At 60.8% G+C, this 15,497-nt stretch carries 8 protein-coding genes; 3 read left to right on the plus strand and 5 right to left on the minus strand.

What is annotated here, in order from left to right; genetic code table 11:
- Positions 1-127: 127 nt before the first annotated feature.
- Positions 128-520: an NUDIX hydrolase gene (locus ACYSMN_RS17630; RefSeq protein WP_488925233.1), complete on the minus strand. Its 393-nt coding sequence runs from the start codon at positions 518-520 to the stop codon at positions 128-130.
- A 358-nt stretch (positions 521-878) separates the two neighbouring features.
- On the opposite strand from ACYSMN_RS17630, the gene ACYSMN_RS17635 reads away from it, so the two are divergent.
- Positions 879-1,580, plus strand: coding sequence for a hypothetical protein (locus tag ACYSMN_RS17635; RefSeq protein WP_488925234.1), 702 nt, complete (start codon positions 879-881; stop codon positions 1,578-1,580).
- A 416-nt stretch (positions 1,581-1,996) separates the two neighbouring features.
- Here ACYSMN_RS17635 and ACYSMN_RS17640 read toward each other — a convergent pair whose 3' ends face one another.
- The 3 genes from ACYSMN_RS17640 to ACYSMN_RS17650 all read right to left on the minus strand — a co-directional run bounded on the left by ACYSMN_RS17640 (position 1,997) and on the right by ACYSMN_RS17650 (position 9,833).
- On the minus strand, positions 1,997-4,129 hold the full coding sequence (locus tag ACYSMN_RS17640; RefSeq protein ID WP_488925235.1) for a glycosyl hydrolase family 28-related protein: 2,133 nt from the start codon (positions 4,127-4,129) through the stop codon (positions 1,997-1,999).
- A gap of 206 nt (positions 4,130-4,335) precedes the next feature.
- Entirely contained in the window at positions 4,336-7,527 is a 3,192-nt protein-coding gene (locus tag ACYSMN_RS17645; RefSeq protein WP_488925236.1) for an RICIN domain-containing protein, read from the minus strand.
- A 113-nt stretch (positions 7,528-7,640) separates the two neighbouring features.
- Positions 7,641-9,833: a glycosyl hydrolase family 28-related protein gene (locus ACYSMN_RS17650; RefSeq protein ID WP_488925237.1), complete on the minus strand. Its 2,193-nt coding sequence runs from the start codon at positions 9,831-9,833 to the stop codon at positions 7,641-7,643.
- A gap of 718 nt (positions 9,834-10,551) precedes the next feature.
- Between ACYSMN_RS17650 and ACYSMN_RS17655 the strand changes: the two genes are divergently transcribed.
- Together ACYSMN_RS17655 and ACYSMN_RS17660 are read left to right on the plus strand one after the other, a co-directional pair.
- The gene (locus ACYSMN_RS17655) at positions 10,552-13,101 is read left to right on the plus strand and encodes a type IA DNA topoisomerase (protein WP_488925238.1); all 2,550 of its coding nucleotides are present in this window, start codon (positions 10,552-10,554) and stop codon (positions 13,099-13,101) included.
- Between the two features lie 133 nt (positions 13,102-13,234).
- Positions 13,235-13,462, plus strand: coding sequence for a DUF2905 domain-containing protein (locus ACYSMN_RS17660; RefSeq protein ID WP_488925239.1), 228 nt, complete (start codon positions 13,235-13,237; stop codon positions 13,460-13,462).
- Positions 13,463-13,531: 69 nt separating this feature from the next.
- On the opposite strand, the gene ACYSMN_RS17665 is transcribed toward ACYSMN_RS17660, so the two are convergent.
- Positions 13,532-15,481 carry a hypothetical protein gene (locus tag ACYSMN_RS17665; RefSeq protein WP_488925240.1) on the minus strand — a complete coding sequence of 650 codons (1,950 nt, stop codon included), beginning with the start codon at positions 15,479-15,481 and terminating at the stop codon, positions 13,532-13,534.
- Positions 15,482-15,497 lie beyond the last annotated feature (16 nt).

A 15,497-nucleotide genomic window follows, 5' to 3' on the forward strand; every position in this document is an offset into this window, starting at 1 on the left:
GAGTCGAAGCATCTCGCGTGTTTCGTTGTGGTCGTTCTACGACACGGTAGAGATGCTTCGACAAGCGGACGCTAGATCAAGCATGACGCCCTTTCACAGACCCTAGGAACCTAACCGGAGCCAAATGCTACTTCAACAGCCTTTGTTGGTGCAGCGCGTCGAAGATGAGTTGGGCCACGGCCGACACTTGGGACCGGTCGGCGTAGGTGAGCCAGCGCATTTCTGCGATTTCCGCTGCTGGGGCTAAGCTGCCGCTATAATCGGCCGAGTAGCAGCGCATCAGTACCTGCGTGCCTTCCGGCTTACCGTCGGCTTGGGCCACAAACTCGCCCATGAACTGCACAGTTTCTGGCAGCAGTTCCACGCTCAACTCCTCGCTGATTTCGCGCCGCAGAGCTTCGTGGTCGGTTTCGCCGGCTTCCCGCTTGCCGCCCGGCATGTAGTAGAGGGCGCGGTTATGGCTGCGGGCCGTCAGGATGGCGCCATTCTCGATGTGTATCCAGGCAAGCTTGTCTATCATAGAGGTGTACTTGTAGGATGAAGGCGAGCGGCGAGCCAAGAGTAGCCGCTGCTGGTCAGCTTACAAAGCTAGCAACGTTTCGAGTGCTGGCATGCCTCCTTAGGGCCCCAGCTTCTGCCAAGCTTGGTCGGAATATAGCTATGCAGTGGCCTATACCCTCGGACCGGTATTCTGGTAGCCGCGCCATGCCGCAGCAAGTAGCAGAAAGCACCACAACCGTCCTTGGTACGGAAGGAGCTGTCTGGTTCTTTCGTTGTCACTAACTGGGGCACTTCGCTTTTATCAACAATATTCTATATTGCTCAGCTACCGCGAAACGCGCGGCGGCTGTATTCACTTTTCTACTTTGTTCAACCCAATGGCCAAGTACAAATCCCGGTTCGACAATTTCTTTCTCAACCTGCGCCTCAACCGCGCCGACTTCGGCGACATGGCGGCTTTCACGCTTCAGGCCCTGCGCCAAAGCCCCGAAGCCGCTACCACCTACGCCAGCCTCATCACCGACCTGGCGGCGGACCTCAGCGCCTACACCAGCAACCACGCCGGGCAGCTTTCCGGCGGAGGCAAAGAGGCCACCGCCACCGTCGCGCAGGCCCTGCTCGACTTCAAAACCTACGTGAAGCGGGTGGAGCGCAAGAACGTCATCCCGACCTACGACGCTGGCTCGGCGGACCTGCTGGCCATCTTCCCCAAAGGCCGCGCCTGGCTTACCACCCGCTCTCAAACGGAGGTGCTCCCGGCCTTCAAAGCCTTTCTCGATGCCCTCGACGCCCGGGAAGACGCCATCCCGGCAGCCGTTCGGCGCGAAGGCCGTACCCTGCACGCCGCCCTCGATAAGGCGCTGCAACTCGCCGCCGGCACCACCGCCGCCTCCGGCACCCAGCGCGACGACCTCCACGACGGCCGCGAAGCCACCTGCCAGCAGCTCTTCCGCGCCTACGCCTCCCTGCTGCTCACCCACTACGAGCAGCCCCAGCGCGTCGCCGCGTTTTTTGACTTGAGCCGGGCCTTGGTAGCAAAGTCAGGAACTAAGACTCCCAAGCCTCTGCTGGGGCAATAACTCACCGGCTGTTCGCCAGCGCAAACCGACGAATAATCTGCTGGTCTCGCCTTTGGCACTGAAAAGCCCGTGGTACGCGCGTACCACGGGCTTTTCCGCGTTAAAATGCTCATGGTACGCGCGTACGATGGCCTTCCACGTCCCGAAATGCCCGTGGTACGCGCGTACCACGGGCTTCCACGTATCAAAATGCCTATGGTACGCGCGTACTACGGGCTTCCACGTATCGAAATGCTTGTGGTACGTGCGTACTATGGGCTTCTCGGTCCCGAAATGCTTTCAGTACGCGCGTACCGTGGCTATTTGCGGGAATACAAAGCTTCTTCCGGGCGTAGAAGCCGCTGGCTTGCCGGTAGAAGGGGCAAACCAGCGGCTCGAACGAGGTGCCGGGAAACTAGCCCGCAGCCGGGACGCCGTTAGCGCTGTATCAGATGCGTAGTGATGGTAGCACCGACAGTCAGCCGCAGCACGTATTGGCCGGGAGCGAGGCCGCTCAGGTTGATTTCCTGCTGATGCACCCCAGCGGGCCTCTTTTTGCAGTCCGCCACCTTCACTACCCGGCCCAGTAGGTCGTACACAGTGTAGCCGACCGGCTGGTCGCTGCTCAGCTCGCAACGGATGGTGCCGATGCCCGCTGTTAGCGGGTTGGGGAATACGGTAGTGGGCTTGGCCAGGGCCGAAGCCGTGCTGGCCAGGGGGCCGCTGCTCTGGCGGTAGCCCACATATAGGGGCATAAAGCGGGTGAGGGCCGGCAATTCCAGATTGCGCGTTACACCGCCGCGGGTTTCGCGCACGTGCACGGGGTAGTTGCCGGTGGGGCCGCTGTAGTTGCTGGTGGCGTAGATGAGTGAGACGTTGGCCTCTTCGTTGATAAAGGCTGGCTTTTCGTTCGTCAGGCCGCTGGTGGCTGGGTAGAGCAAGCCCCCCAGCAGCTCGGTAAACCCGTTGCTGGTCGTCTTGATGACGGTGCCCTTGCCTTCCGTCTTGACGCCGAGCACCCACAGGCGGCCGCCGTTGTTGGTGATGTGTAGTTGGTCGCCTTCGGTGTTGAACTGCCGGGCCCAGGCTTGCTGGCCGGGCAGGAGTTGCAACTCGTGCAGGTATACATCCTCGAAGAAGACCTTGCCCGCGCCGGGCTCGGCCACGTAGCGGTAGTCGCCGTGCTTCAGGACCACCGGCCGCGGCGACTTGTGCACAATCTTCACCCCGTAATTGAAGCCGTCAATAATCAGCGGCTCGCTGCCACCTTCGACCTCTAAGGTCAGGTCCGACGCGCCGTTGGCGCCGGTCATAGCCGTGCCGAAGCCGCGGACGCGGCGCACGGTGGCCGGCACCTTGAAGACGGGCGTGCCGTAGGCCCGGAGCTGGCCGGCCGAGAAGTAGAGCACGGTTTTGCCGTTGGTTTGGGCGGCTTCGAAGTTGCTAACCCAGTTGCGGATGTCGCCGGGCCAGGCCACGGGGTAGTCCACGCGCGACCATTTGGCTAGGTTGGGCTCCTCAAAGTCCGGCGTTTCCTCAATGAGCAGGTTCAACGATTTCTTGGGGCTGTCGAACAGCTGCTGGATGCCCTCCGGAGTGCTTACATATTCAGTCACCTGCTGGCCGGGCACCACCGTAGTGCCGTTTTGGATGGCCGACCGGTAACCGACCGTGGTGACGTTGCGAGCGAAGAGCTGGCCTTGCAGGTTCTCGATAGCGCTAACTGCACTGGTGCCACCTTCCAGGCGGCTGTCGAGCAGCACGATGTGGCCTAGGCCGTGGGTGTTGCGCACGGCCGGGACTGTATTGGTACTGGTCAGCCGCCGGATGTTGAGCACGTTAGCCTTGTTCTCGACGCCGGCCACGCGTTGGCCCGAGAGCATGATGTTTTCAAAGGTGGGGCCGTACTCGGGGTGCTCGACGCGAATGCCGTAGTCGAAGCCAATGACCTCCAGGTTTTTGATCAGGCACGGGCCGGGGCCGTAGCGCCGCATCGACAAGCCGGCATGGCCCCGGCCGTCCGCGCTGCGGATGCGCACGTTGCGCACGGTTCCCATGTTGTTGGCCACGTAGTCGAGGCCGATGGCCCCAGGGTTGCCCGCGCCGGCGTCCAGGGTCAGGTCCCGCACGTTCTGGTGGAAGCTCATGTTGCCCGCCGGCGACTGAATCATGGGTTTGGCCGCGTTCGGGTCGGTGCTGTCGAAACCCGTCGCGTTGTTCCGCAGCTTGATAACGGTAGCGCCCTGCCCGCTGCCTTGCAACGTCATCGTCGAGCCGTGCCAAGATAGGGTACGGCTGATGAGGTAGGTGCCAGGCGGGAAGTAGATAAACTTGGGCAGCCCGTAGTAGTCGCCGTTCGGATCGGGGCGGTCGGCGTCGAGTGCGGCCTGGATGGCGTTGGTGTCGTCGGTCACGCCGTCGCCTCTGGCTCCGTAGTTCGCCTTCACGTTGTACGGCGAAAGAGAGTCGGGCAGCGGCAGCGTCTGCGCCGAGCTAGGCAGAGCAGGCCGCAAGACCGTCAGTAAGATAACCAGCAGCCAGGAGCGCAAAAGGGTAGAAGATGGGGGCATGAGTAAGGATAAAAGCGGTACATGGAGGAAAGTACGTCAAGCAAGGGATTCGGCATAACAGCCGCTGGTGGGGCAACCGCTGAGGTGCTGGTTGCGGCTATGTAGGCCCAAAAAAGCTCGGCGGCCATACTACAGAGAGTAAGCCGCCGAGCCTCTTGCGGACTTGAGGGTTGCAACCTCAAGAAAGCTGATCTACCACAGCGCGGTTAGCGCACTACTCGGTGGTTGGTGGTCTTGCTACCCACCGTCAGGTGCACGATGTACTGACCCGGGGCGAGGCCGCTCAAATTCAGTTCCTGCTGGTGTACCCCAGCGGGCTTCTTCTTATAGTCCGACACCTTCACTACCCGGCCTGTCACGTCGTACACAGCATAGCCGACCGGTTGGTCGCTGCTCAGCTCGTAGCGGATCGTACCAATACCTTCTGTGAGGGGGTTGGGGAATACGGACGCGGGCTTAGCCAGGGCCGAGTTGGTGCTGGCCAGCGGCGTAGCTGCGGCCGTCTGACTAGCTGTTGGGTTGGCGCTGCGGTTAGCAGTTGCCGTTCGGAACAGCCATTTCTGGGCGTCGTTGTGGAAGCTCTGCCAGCTATGCACGTTGGCGCCGGCCTGGCTGCTGGAGCCGCTCACGTCCAGGCGCTGGCCCGGGGCGTGCGCCGGCTCCAACTCGTAGTAACCGTTGCCCGCGTCGGTGATATTCCAGCGCTGGTTGGCCTGGCCTACCCAGTCCCAGAGGTGCACGTTGGCGCCGTTGTCCTTGCTCACGCCGTTCACGTCGAGCACCTTGTTGCCGTCCAGCGCGGAGCTGAGGCGGTAGGAGCCGTCGGGCTGGCGCACCACGTTCCACTTCTGGGCGTTGTTGCCGTTCTCGGTCCAGATAGCTACGTTGGTACCGTTGGCCGTATTCGCCCCGCTCACGTCGAGGCGCGTACCGGGTGCGCACTTGGGTTCGAGTGTGTAAAGGCCGTCGGCCACCGGACCAGCAGATGCGCCGGTAGTGGCGCCAGTGCGGAACAGCGCCGAGGCCGGAATGGCTTGCTTGCCCAGGCCCGGACCAGCGTAGGATACCACCAGTCCTTCGCCGCCGCCGCGCTCGAAGAAGGTAACGGTAAGAGCGTGCTTGCCTTTTTTGAGGCCAATAGTGCCCGAGCGCTCTTCCATGCCGTGCAGACCGTCGTTGTCGACCACAAGCTGTTCGCCGATATACAGGCGCGAGCCGTCGTCGGAAGACGTGGAGAAGGTGTACTCGCCGTCGGCGGGCACGTCTACGTAGCCAGTGTAGCGGAAGCCAAAGTCGTCGTTTTGCGTGCGCGGGGCGAAATCAAAGCCCCCGACAGTACCCGTCTTGGCCGGCGTGAGCACGTTGAAGTCGGGCAGCCGCTCCCACGCGCCCTGGAAGTAGCGGTAGTCCAGCCCCGCCACCACGCCCGACGGATTTTCCGGGGTGCGCAGGTTGGCGGGGCCAGTGCCGCTGCCGCTCGAATAAAGCGGGACTACGCGGCCGATGCCGCGGCCCGTCACTTGGTTCCGACCCAGGTTTTGCGTTGTGCCGCCGCGCGTTTCACTCACCAATGTTTGGTAGTCGGCGGCGTCGCTGTAAGCCGTGGTGGCGAAGATGAGCGAGATCTGCGAATCGGAGGAGCGAAAGGCTACGTCGGCGCCGTTGACCGGGCCCGATGGGTAGAGCAGGCCGCCGAGCAGCTCGGTACGAGCGTTGTTTTTACTGTCGATGACCGTGGCGCCGCCTTCGGTTTTAAGACCCAGAATCCAGAGCTGCCCCCCATCATTGGTGATACGCGTAGTGCCGCCTTCTGTGTTGAACTGGCGAGCCCACACTTGCTGCCCCGGCCCAAAGTACCACGGGCTGGCCGCCACGTTCTCGACGAATAGCGGCCCGGCGCCGGACAAGCTGCGGTAAGCATATTTGTTTTCACCTATTCCCAGATCTTTCAGCACCATAGGCCGGGAGGTGGCATTTTCCCATCCGATAAGACCCGGCTGTGGAGAGCCGGAATGTAGCTTATCGATGAATAAGCCCTCGAAAATGATGGGGTTAGCGGAGTTGCCTTCTACCCGGAACATGGCCCGTGGATTACTAGCATCCGGGAAGGCCGCCCAGGTGGGCGCTAGCGTCGGGCCGAAGCCAATAATCTTACGCACTGTGGGAGGCACCACGATGGTGCCCGATACGAAGTAGCGACCAGCCGGTAAGTAAACGACCGACTTGCCTGAGTTAACTGCTCGCTGGATGGCGTCGTAGTCGTCGTTCCAGTTGTCGAAGTCGCTGTTAGCGCCGTAATCGAGCACGTTGGCCCAGTTGGCGAGGTCGGCTTCATCGTACTCGGGTGTTTCCTGTACGGGTAGGTTGAGCGACTTACCGGAGCCAGCGAAGGTAGTTTTCACTGCTTCCGAAGTGTATTCCGCTGCGGTGCTGCCGGGCACCACGGCGTCGTTGTGGGCAATGGCCGAGCGGTAGCCGCTGGTAGTGATGTTGCGAGCGAAAAGATGGCCTTTGTTCTCAATGGCGCTGACACCACCGTTACCCCCTTGGAGGTTGGCATCCAAGAGAGTCACCAAACCGTGGGTGTTCATAGTGTTGAGCACGGCAGGCACCGAGTTGGTGCTGCGTAGGTCGCGAATGAACAGGGCGTTGGCAATGTTATTGATGCCAGCCCGGGTTTGGCCGCTGAGCGTGAGGTGCTCCAGCGTAATGCTGTACTGGAAATGGTCGGCCTGGATGCCGTACTCGAAGCCTTGAATCGTGACGTTCTTCACCAGGCACGGGCCGGGCCATTTGCGCAGCAAACTCAGGCCCGTTACGCCGCTACCCTTGATGGTCACGTTGCGCACGGCCCCGGTGTTGTTGGCCAGGTAGTCGAGGCCAATGGCGCCGCTGTTACCCGTGCCCGTGTCAATGGTTAGGTGCTGAATGTAATTGTCAAACGCTTCGTTGCCTTCACCTAAGCCAGGGTAGTCGCGGCCCCCGCCGTAAGGCTGCTCCACGTACAGCGACGAGGCCGTGTATACCAGTGCTTTGGGCGTGGCCGCCGCGCCATAGCCGCTCGCGCCGTCGCGAAGTTTGATGATGGTGCTTGCCTGGCTCTGGCCTATGAGCTTCAGGCCCCGGTTCCACTTGCCATCGTTGCTTTTGGCCTCTAGGCGGTTGCTCACCAAATACGTGCCAGCCGGCAAGTAAATCGTGCGTCCCAGGTTGTCGCTGATGGCGCGCTGCAAGGCTTGCGTATCGTCGGTTACACCGTCGCCTTTGGCCCCGTAACGGGCTTTTACGTCAACGACGCCCGAACCAGCCGGAAACACTACCGTCTGAGCCCAGCTAGGCAGGGCCGGTAGCCAGCACAACAGCAGTAGGGCAGCCCAGAGAGTAGAGAGAGTAGTCAATGTTCGGTGGCCAGAAGCCGGCGCTAAGCAACCGGGCTGCGAATGAACCGGAGACTTTAAGAGTTTCAGTAAATACATAATACGGTGGTTAGGTGAGGGAAAGGGGCTAAAATCTACTGAATGATGAGTGTGCGACTGATTGGTTGGTCCTCGCGCACGGCGCGGAGCAGGTACACACCCGCCGAAAGTCCGCGCAGGCTCAGGCGGCCGGTAGTAGTGGGGGCGAAGCGGCGTACCACTTGGCCCAGGCTGTTGCAGAGCGTTATTTCCGTGAGTGGGCCCGTGCCGCGCACCTGCACCTCGCCAGTGGCCGGGTTGGGGTACACGTCCCAGGCTTGGGCGTCCTGTTGCGGATTCGCGTTGGCCAGCGGAGCTGCCGCACCGCTGCTGTAGAGTGGCACTACCACGCCGAGGCCGCGCCCGGTGAGTTGGCCGCGCCCTAGGCTTTGGGCGGGGCCCGTGCGCGTTTCACGAATGTGCGTTGTATAGTCGGCGTCGTTGGAATACGCCACCGTAGCAAAGCTGAGCGACATCTCGGCGTTTGCCGCCGTGAAGGCCACGTCGGCGCCGTTTACGTTGCTGGCAGGGTAGAGCAACCCGCCGAGCAGCTCAGTTTTACCGTTGGCGCGGGTTTCGATTACCGTGTTGCCGCCTTCGGTTTTGAGGCCCAGAATCCAGAGTTGGGCGCCGTCGTTGATGATTTTCTGCGCTCCGCCTTCAGCGTTGTACTGGCGGGCCCACACTTGCTGGCCTGCGCCAAAGTACCACTGCCCGGCCACCGTATTTTCCAGGAACAACGGGCCGGCATTCGGGAGGCTGCGGTAGGCGTACTTGCTTTCGCCCACGCCGATGTCTTTGAGCAACAAGGCCCGCGTAGAAGCATTTTCCCAGCCCACCAGGCCCGGCTGCGGTGAGCCCGAGTGCAGCTTGTCAATGCTAAAGCCTTCGAAGATGACGGCGTTGGCCGCAGCACCCTGCACCCGGAACATGGCCTTGGGGTTGTTAGCGTCGGGGAAAGCCTGCCAGGTAGGAGCGAGCGTGGTGCCGAAGCCGATGATCTTACGCACGGTGGGTGGCACAACCAGCGTATTCGAAATAAAGCAGCGTCCGGCGGGCAGGTAGACCACCGACTTGCCCGAGTTGAGGGCGGCCTGCACGGCGTCGAAGTCGTCGTTCCAGTTATCGAAACCAAGGTTGGCGCCGAAGTCTACCACGTTGGCCCAGTTGGCCAGATTAGTTTCGTCGAACTCGGGTGTTTCCTGCACCGGCAGGTTCAGCGACTTGCCAGAGCCCCCCGTAAACAGCGTGCGTGCGGGCTCGCTGCTGTATTCGCTCATGGTAGTGCCCGTCACCATGGTACCCCCGTTGGTGATAGCCGAGCGGTACCCAGTGCTGGTCACGTTGCGCACCAGCAGCTTGCCCGTGTTGGTGATGGCACTGACGCCCGCCGCGCCTCCTTGCAACGTGCCATCAATCAGCACCACGAAGCAGTTGTTGCTGCCGTCGTTGAGCAAAGCCGGCACCGTATTGGTGCTGCGCAGGTCCCGGATGAAGAGGGAGTTATCGAGGTTGCGAATGCCGCCCCGGGTTTGGCCGCTGAGCGTGAGGTGCTCCAGCGTAATGCTGTATTGGAAGTGGTCGGCTTGAATGCCGTATTCAAAGCCTTGAATCGTAACGTTTTTGACTAGGCAGGGACCGGGCCACTTGCGCAGCAAACTCAGGCCCGTCACGCCGCTGCCCTTGATGGTGACGTTGCGCACGGCCCCCACGTTGTTGGCCAGATAGTCGAGGCCCACGGCGCCAGCGTTACCAGTGCCCGTATCAATGGTCAAGTTCTGGACGTAGTTGCTGAAAGCCTCATTGCCCTCGCCCAAGCCGGGGTAATCTTTACCGCCACCGTAGGGTTGCTCCACAAACAAGGAAGAAGCCGTGTACACCACAGCTTTGGGCGTGCCGGCCGTACCGTAACCAGCTGCGTTGTCCTTGAGTTTGATGGTCGTGCCGTTCTGGCCTTGCCCTTGCAGCCGCAGGCCGCAGTTCCATTTGCCGTCTGTGCTCTTAGCCTCCAGTCGGTTGCTCACCAAATACGTGCCGGCCGGCAGGTAGATGGTACGGCCCAAATTTTCGGTGATGGCACGTTGCAACGCCTGCGTGTCATCGGCTACGCCGTTGCCTACGGCGTTGTACGGGGCAGCTTTCACGTTTACGACGCCCGAACCGGCAGGAAAGGCTACGTTTTGGCTCTGTGCCACCTCGGACGCCAAGAACAATGTCAAAAAGAGAGCGAGTAAAGAATTGTACTTCATAAACTATGACAGGTGAAATGGTGTGAAGAAACGAGAGGCAAGATGAAACGTGGCAGGTAGAAACACTTTTTCTACAAATTGTACTCTAATGCTTACTTTCCAATTTAAAAGTATAGAAAGGGCTCAAGTTAACCTTATCAATTGTGAATTTTTGGAGTGCATATTTTGGGCATTCACTTAGAATATGCTTCTAACGTATGTTTTAACCAACTTTTCGGCTTTACTGCTGCGTTTGAGCATTTTTGTATTCATATCGTTCAGCAGGAAGTGTTGCGCTTGTGTTTTTCTCTTTTTGAATCTAGACTGCTGCGAGGAGCAGCAGCACCTCAGTCACCGCTTATCCATTGTAGTTCCACGTGCTTGAGGAAGCGCCAGGCCGTTATCGAGGCAAGACATAGAACAGGCTACCATTGTTTCCCGAAACGTCCGCGTGCGGCAACTACCTGCTCCGCCTCGCCATCGAGTAAGAAAACCACTACCTAGCAGCTACGAATAGGCTGGCCTTGAAGGCTTTAGCAAGTGGCGCCTATCAACTGCGTTTTACTCGTGAAGCAGCAAACCAGCACAACTCCTTGCGGGGCGTGCTGGTTCGTTGATGAGACTCTGTTCAAGGTTGCGCTCGGTCCGCTACGGGCGACCTTTTCCGCCGTTATCTTTGTTGATTCCTCGCTGGCCAACTCGTCAGCGTCATCCTTCCCATCAGCGAGAATCAGTCGTTTTGAAAGTCTGCATTGCCGAAAAGCCCAGCGTGGCCCGCGAAATAGCCCAGGTGCTGGGCGCCAACCGTAAAATGGATGGCTATTTTGAGGGCAACGGCTACCAAGTAACCTGGACGTTTGGGCACTTCTGCCAGCTGCGTGAGCCCGAAGACTACCGCCCCGAGTGGAAACGCTGGAGCATCCACGACCTGCCCATGCTGCCTGACAACTTCGGCATCAAGCTCATGCGCCGCGACGATGGCGTGGTGCGGCAATTCAACGTCATCAAAAACCTGCTCGCCACCGCCGAGGAAGTGATAAACTGCGGCGACGCTGGGCAGGAAGGGGAGGTGATTCAGCGCTGGGTGCTGCTGGAAGCCAAGTACCGCAAGCCTTTCAAGCGCCTCTGGATTTCTTCGCTCACCGAGGAGGCCATTCGGCAGGGTTTTCAGAACCTGCGCGACGGCGCGGAATTCGATTCGCTCTACCAGGCCGGCAAAAGCCGCGCCGTGGGCGACTGGCTGCTGGGCTTGAATGCTACGCGCTTGTTCACGCTCAAGTACGCGCCCGGCCAGCGCCAGGTGCTTAGCATTGGGCGGGTGCAGACGCCGACTTTGGCCCTGCTCGTTGATCGGTACCACGAAATTCAGAACTTCCGGCCCGAGCCGTACTGGGTGCTGCGCACCGAATACCGCGGCACCATGTTCAGTCACGTGGCCCCGCCCAAAAAAGACAAGGCCGACGATGATGAGCCCGACGAAAAAGCCCGCCTCAAAGCCCGTGGCTACTTTGTAACGCAGGAAGAAGCCGACGCCGCAATGGCCGCCGTGAAAGACGTGCTGCTCACGGTCACCAACGTCGAAATCAAGAAGGGCCTCGAAACGCCGCCCGCGCTGTTCGACCTGACCTCCTTGCAGGTGCAGTGCAACAACCAGCTCGGCCTCTCCGCCGAAGACACGCTCAAAACCGTGCAGAGCCTCTACGAGAAGAAAGTGGTGAGCTATCCGCGCGTCGACACTACCTTTTTGCCCGACGACCAGTACCCGAAGATTCCCGGCATTCTGCAAGGATTAACGGCTTACGCGGGCCTCACGGCGCCGCTGCTAGCGGCCAAGATTCGCAAGAGCACCAAGGTTTTCAACAACAATAAAGTCACCGACCACCACGCCATCATCCCGACCGGCGCCACGTCCAGCGGGCTAGGCAACTACGAGCAAAGCGTGTACGACATCATCGTGCGCCGCTTTCTGGCCGCCTTCTATCCCGACTGCGAAGTCTCGAATACGACCGTAACGGCCGAAGCCGCCGGCCGTGTCTTCCGCGTGCGGGGCCGCCAAATCCTCAATCCCGGTTGGCGCGTCGTGTACGGCGACCCTGCCACGCAGACTCCAGCGAACAACGAAAAACGAGCCACAAACACCGAGGATGATGACGTGGTAAACACTGTGCTGCCAGCCTTCGTGAAGGATGAAAGCGGCCCGCACAAGCCCCGGCTCGACGCCAAGATGACCCAGCCGCCGCGCGAGTACTCGGAGGCCATGCTGCTGCGGGGCATGGAAACTGCCGGCCGCAACGTCGATGACGAGGAACTGCGCCAGGCCATGAAGGAAAATGGCATTGGGCGGCCTTCCACGCGCGCCGCCATCATCGAAACGCTGTTCAAGCGCGGCTACATCCGGCGCGACAAAAAGAAGATAGTACCCACCGCCACCGGTGTAGAGCTGATTGGCCTCATCCGCAACCCCACGCTCAAATCGGCGGAGCTAACCGGGCAGTGGGAGCGGAAACTACGCCAGATTGAAGGCGGGCAGCTCGCCGCCGATCAGTTTCTGGGCGAGTTGAAAGGCCTGGTGCAGGAAATGGTGCAAGAAGTGAAGCAGGATGGCTCCGGCCGCGGCATCAGCGTCTTCAAGCCCGAACTGGCCGACCTTACGGGCCAGAAAGCCAGCGCCGCTACCAAAGCCAGTACGCCAAAAGTAGCCGCCACGCCCGCCGTGCCAGGGGCGCTTGGGCCGTGCCCGGTGTGCGGTGGGGGCCACGTACTGCGCGGCAAGTCGGCTTTTGGCTGCTCCCGGTTCCGCGAGAACTGCCAGTTCCGGCTGCCCACAGAATTCGAAGGCAAAAAGCTTACTGACAAGCAAGTAGGTGATTTGCTGAAAAAAGGCCGCACTCAGGTCATGAAAGGCTTCCTGACGGATGCTGGCGAGAAATTCGACGCCGCCATTCTCCTCACGCCGCAGCGCACCCTGGAACTGGCCCGGGCCGCCGAAAGTAAGCCGACCACGCCCTCCGACCCCGGCCAGATTCCGTGCCCAGTGTGCCGGCTGGGCCAGATGCTACGCGGTAAAACGGCCTGGGGCTGCTCCCGCTTCCGCGAAGACTGCCAGTTCCGGGTGCCTTTCGAATGGGGCGGCAAAACCCTAACCGACGCCCAGATGAACCAACTGCTGCGCAAAGGCAAAACGGGCGTTATCCGCGGTTTCGTGTCGTCGCGGACCGGCGCGCGGTACGAAGCGGCATTGCAAGTGACCCCAGAAGGACGAGTAGAGCCGGTGTTTGGGCAGGGGTAGCGCCCGGTGAGTTGCCGTGCAATGCCACACTCGCTGCTGAAACTCTTCAGCAGTATTTAATTGATGCTCAACTGTTGTTGCCATGCTGCCATGAGGCACGTACGAAGAAGAGTAGCTTGTAACTACATCTACTATGACTCCTCAACTTGGTAAGCTTCTGGTACTGCTTGGATTGGCGCTGGCGATACTAGGCCTGTTGCTTTGGCTTGGTGGCGGCTCCTGGTTCAGTTGGTTCGGCCGGTTGCCCGGCGACATTCGGGTGGAGCGGCCGGGCTTTCGGTTCTATGCGCCTATAGTCTCCATGCTGTTGCTAAGCCTGCTGTTCAGCGGCTTGTTGTGGCTGTGGCGGCGGTTGGGCTAAATGCTACGAGCCGGCAGAGCCAGCTGGTTGCTGCTCCGCCGGCTCGTGCCTGCACTTCTTGGAAGCGGATTACTCCACCACCACCCGGCCAGGGTTGACTACCATTTCGCCGGCTTGCTGGACTTCGTAGAAATATATACCCGGTACCAGGCCGGCGCGGCTAAAGGGCAGTTCCAGCCCCCGCAGATGCTTGAACTGGCGCACTTGGCGCCCTAGCGCGTCGCGTAGGGTGAGGGTGGCGTCGAGCAGGGCCGGACGGCCGCTCAGGCGTAGCACGGCCGCTTCACTCACAGGTTGGGGCAGCACGGTGGCAGTTGCCTGGGCGCAGCTAGCGCAGGCATTGCGCACGGCCAGCACCCGTACTGGCGTCGAGCTGGCGTAGCCATCGTAGGCGCCACCCCAGAACTTCGTGTTGCTGAAGCCCGTGCCCGAGCCAGTAGGGGCGCTTGGAGTTCCCAGGGCACCAAAAGTACGCACTCCCCGAATGGAGCGGTGGCCCGTCCGGCTACTGATGGCGTTGCCCCCATAAAGCCGATCGGACACGGCGGCCCAGGTATCGGGCCGGCTCCAGTTGCCGCCCCGGAAGTTGGAGCCTAGCACGTCGGTGCTGTTGGGCCAGCCCACTTGGTTATGGTCGCCGTTGGCCGCTAACGCACCGTCGCCGGGGCGGCCGTTGAACTGGTCGATGTTGGTGTTCTGCCCGCCATCTTGGGCGGCTATGGTCACGCAGCGCTCCCAGCAGTTGGCGCTCATCTCCATCACGCCGTAGTAGGTGGCGCCGCTTTGCTCGCGGGTGGTGTTGGCCCGCGCAAATACGCCGCAACGCAAGGGGCCCGTACCACCATCACCACCCGTAAACGCAACATTGCTGAACACGCAGTTGGCTGTAGCATCGGTGGTTTCCGTGCCGTCTTCAGTTCCCACAATATTGCGCGCCGCCGTGATGCGCGTGGTTCCCCAGGCATACTCGCCCGGCGTAGCGGCTTCTGGACCCCGGCAGATTTTCTCGTACTGCAATTCCGTCATAGGAGCAAGGCCAGCCCAATCAAGATAGGCTGCCCCATCGGCCCAGATCAGGGAGTTGGCGGCGCGGTCGGGGCGGGCGCAGCTGAACACCACGGGCTGCGTGGTGCCCATGCCGCTGGTTGGGCACGTAATAGTGTTGCGCTCAGCCGCGGCCGCAGTAGCCACATTAGCCATCACGTATACGTTGCTGCTGGCCGGACTGTCGCCGGTGATATTGGTGGCTACGCGCTGGTTTTGCTGGGCGCGGGAGAGGCAGTTCAGAAAGTCGGTGTACTGGCCCTGGCTCACTTCGTATTTCATGCAATAGTGCGCCCCGAAGCCTTTGGGATACGTGACAGGCAGCGCCGCCGAGCCGGCGTAAGACGTGCCGCCCACTGTCACTTCGTTGCCGCTGCCCCCGCCGCCAGTTTCGTTCACCCACCGAACGGCCCCGGCTGGCAGCGCGGCCTCACTGGTAATCTGACTCAGAGAGCCATTCACGCTCTGAAATTCGTTGGCTAAAGCAGCTTGGCTGGCAGTATTCAGGTTGAAGGCGCCTTCGGGAATATAAACCATCTCCGTCCCGAAAACCTTCACCTCATAGTTGGTGCCAGCATTCAGGGAGATGCCTTGGTTGGAAGCATACCACGTGATGCGGGCCCCCGTAATCGTAAACGTTCCGCTGCCCGTGCTGGCCCGGTGCAGCAGCACGCCCGTGCCGTCGCTGGTGTCGCTCCAGGCGGCATTGGCAGGCGTTTGGGGACGGTTGAAGCCTAGAGTAGCATGGCTCCAGCCGTTGTTGGAACCCACGGCCCGGTACTTCACAAACACCCAGGCGGCATCCCAGTTGGTGCCATCGCGCCAAGAGTTGTCCCACTGAAGGTCGAAAACAATGTCGGCCGTGCCGCCAGTGGCGTTGGGTACCACCCGGACGTTGGAAATCGAGAGGTTGTTGGCACGGGCCGCACATAGAGGCAGCAGCAGAGCCAGCAGCAGGGTGTAGAGTTTACGCATAACTAAGAAGCGGAAG

Source organism: Hymenobacter sp. M1-2, from assembly GCF_057808495.1.

What these genes read in the sequence shown, in the direction of transcription:
- ACYSMN_RS17640 (WP_488925235.1), bottom strand. Translation starts at nt 4,129, where the DNA reads ATGCCCCCATCTTCTACCCTTTTGCGCTCCTGGCTGCTGGTTATCTTA.
- ACYSMN_RS17660 (WP_488925239.1), top strand. Translation starts at nt 13,235, where the DNA reads ATGACTCCTCAACTTGGTAAGCTTCTGGTACTGCTTGGATTGGCGCTG.
- ACYSMN_RS17635 (WP_488925234.1), top strand. Translation starts at nt 879, where the DNA reads ATGGCCAAGTACAAATCCCGGTTCGACAATTTCTTTCTCAACCTGCGC.
- ACYSMN_RS17630 (WP_488925233.1), bottom strand. Translation starts at nt 520, where the DNA reads ATGATAGACAAGCTTGCCTGGATACACATCGAGAATGGCGCCATCCTG.
- ACYSMN_RS17650 (WP_488925237.1), bottom strand. Translation starts at nt 9,833, where the DNA reads ATGAAGTACAATTCTTTACTCGCTCTCTTTTTGACATTGTTCTTGGCG.
- ACYSMN_RS17665 (WP_488925240.1), bottom strand. Translation starts at nt 15,481, where the DNA reads ATGCGTAAACTCTACACCCTGCTGCTGGCTCTGCTGCTGCCTCTATGT.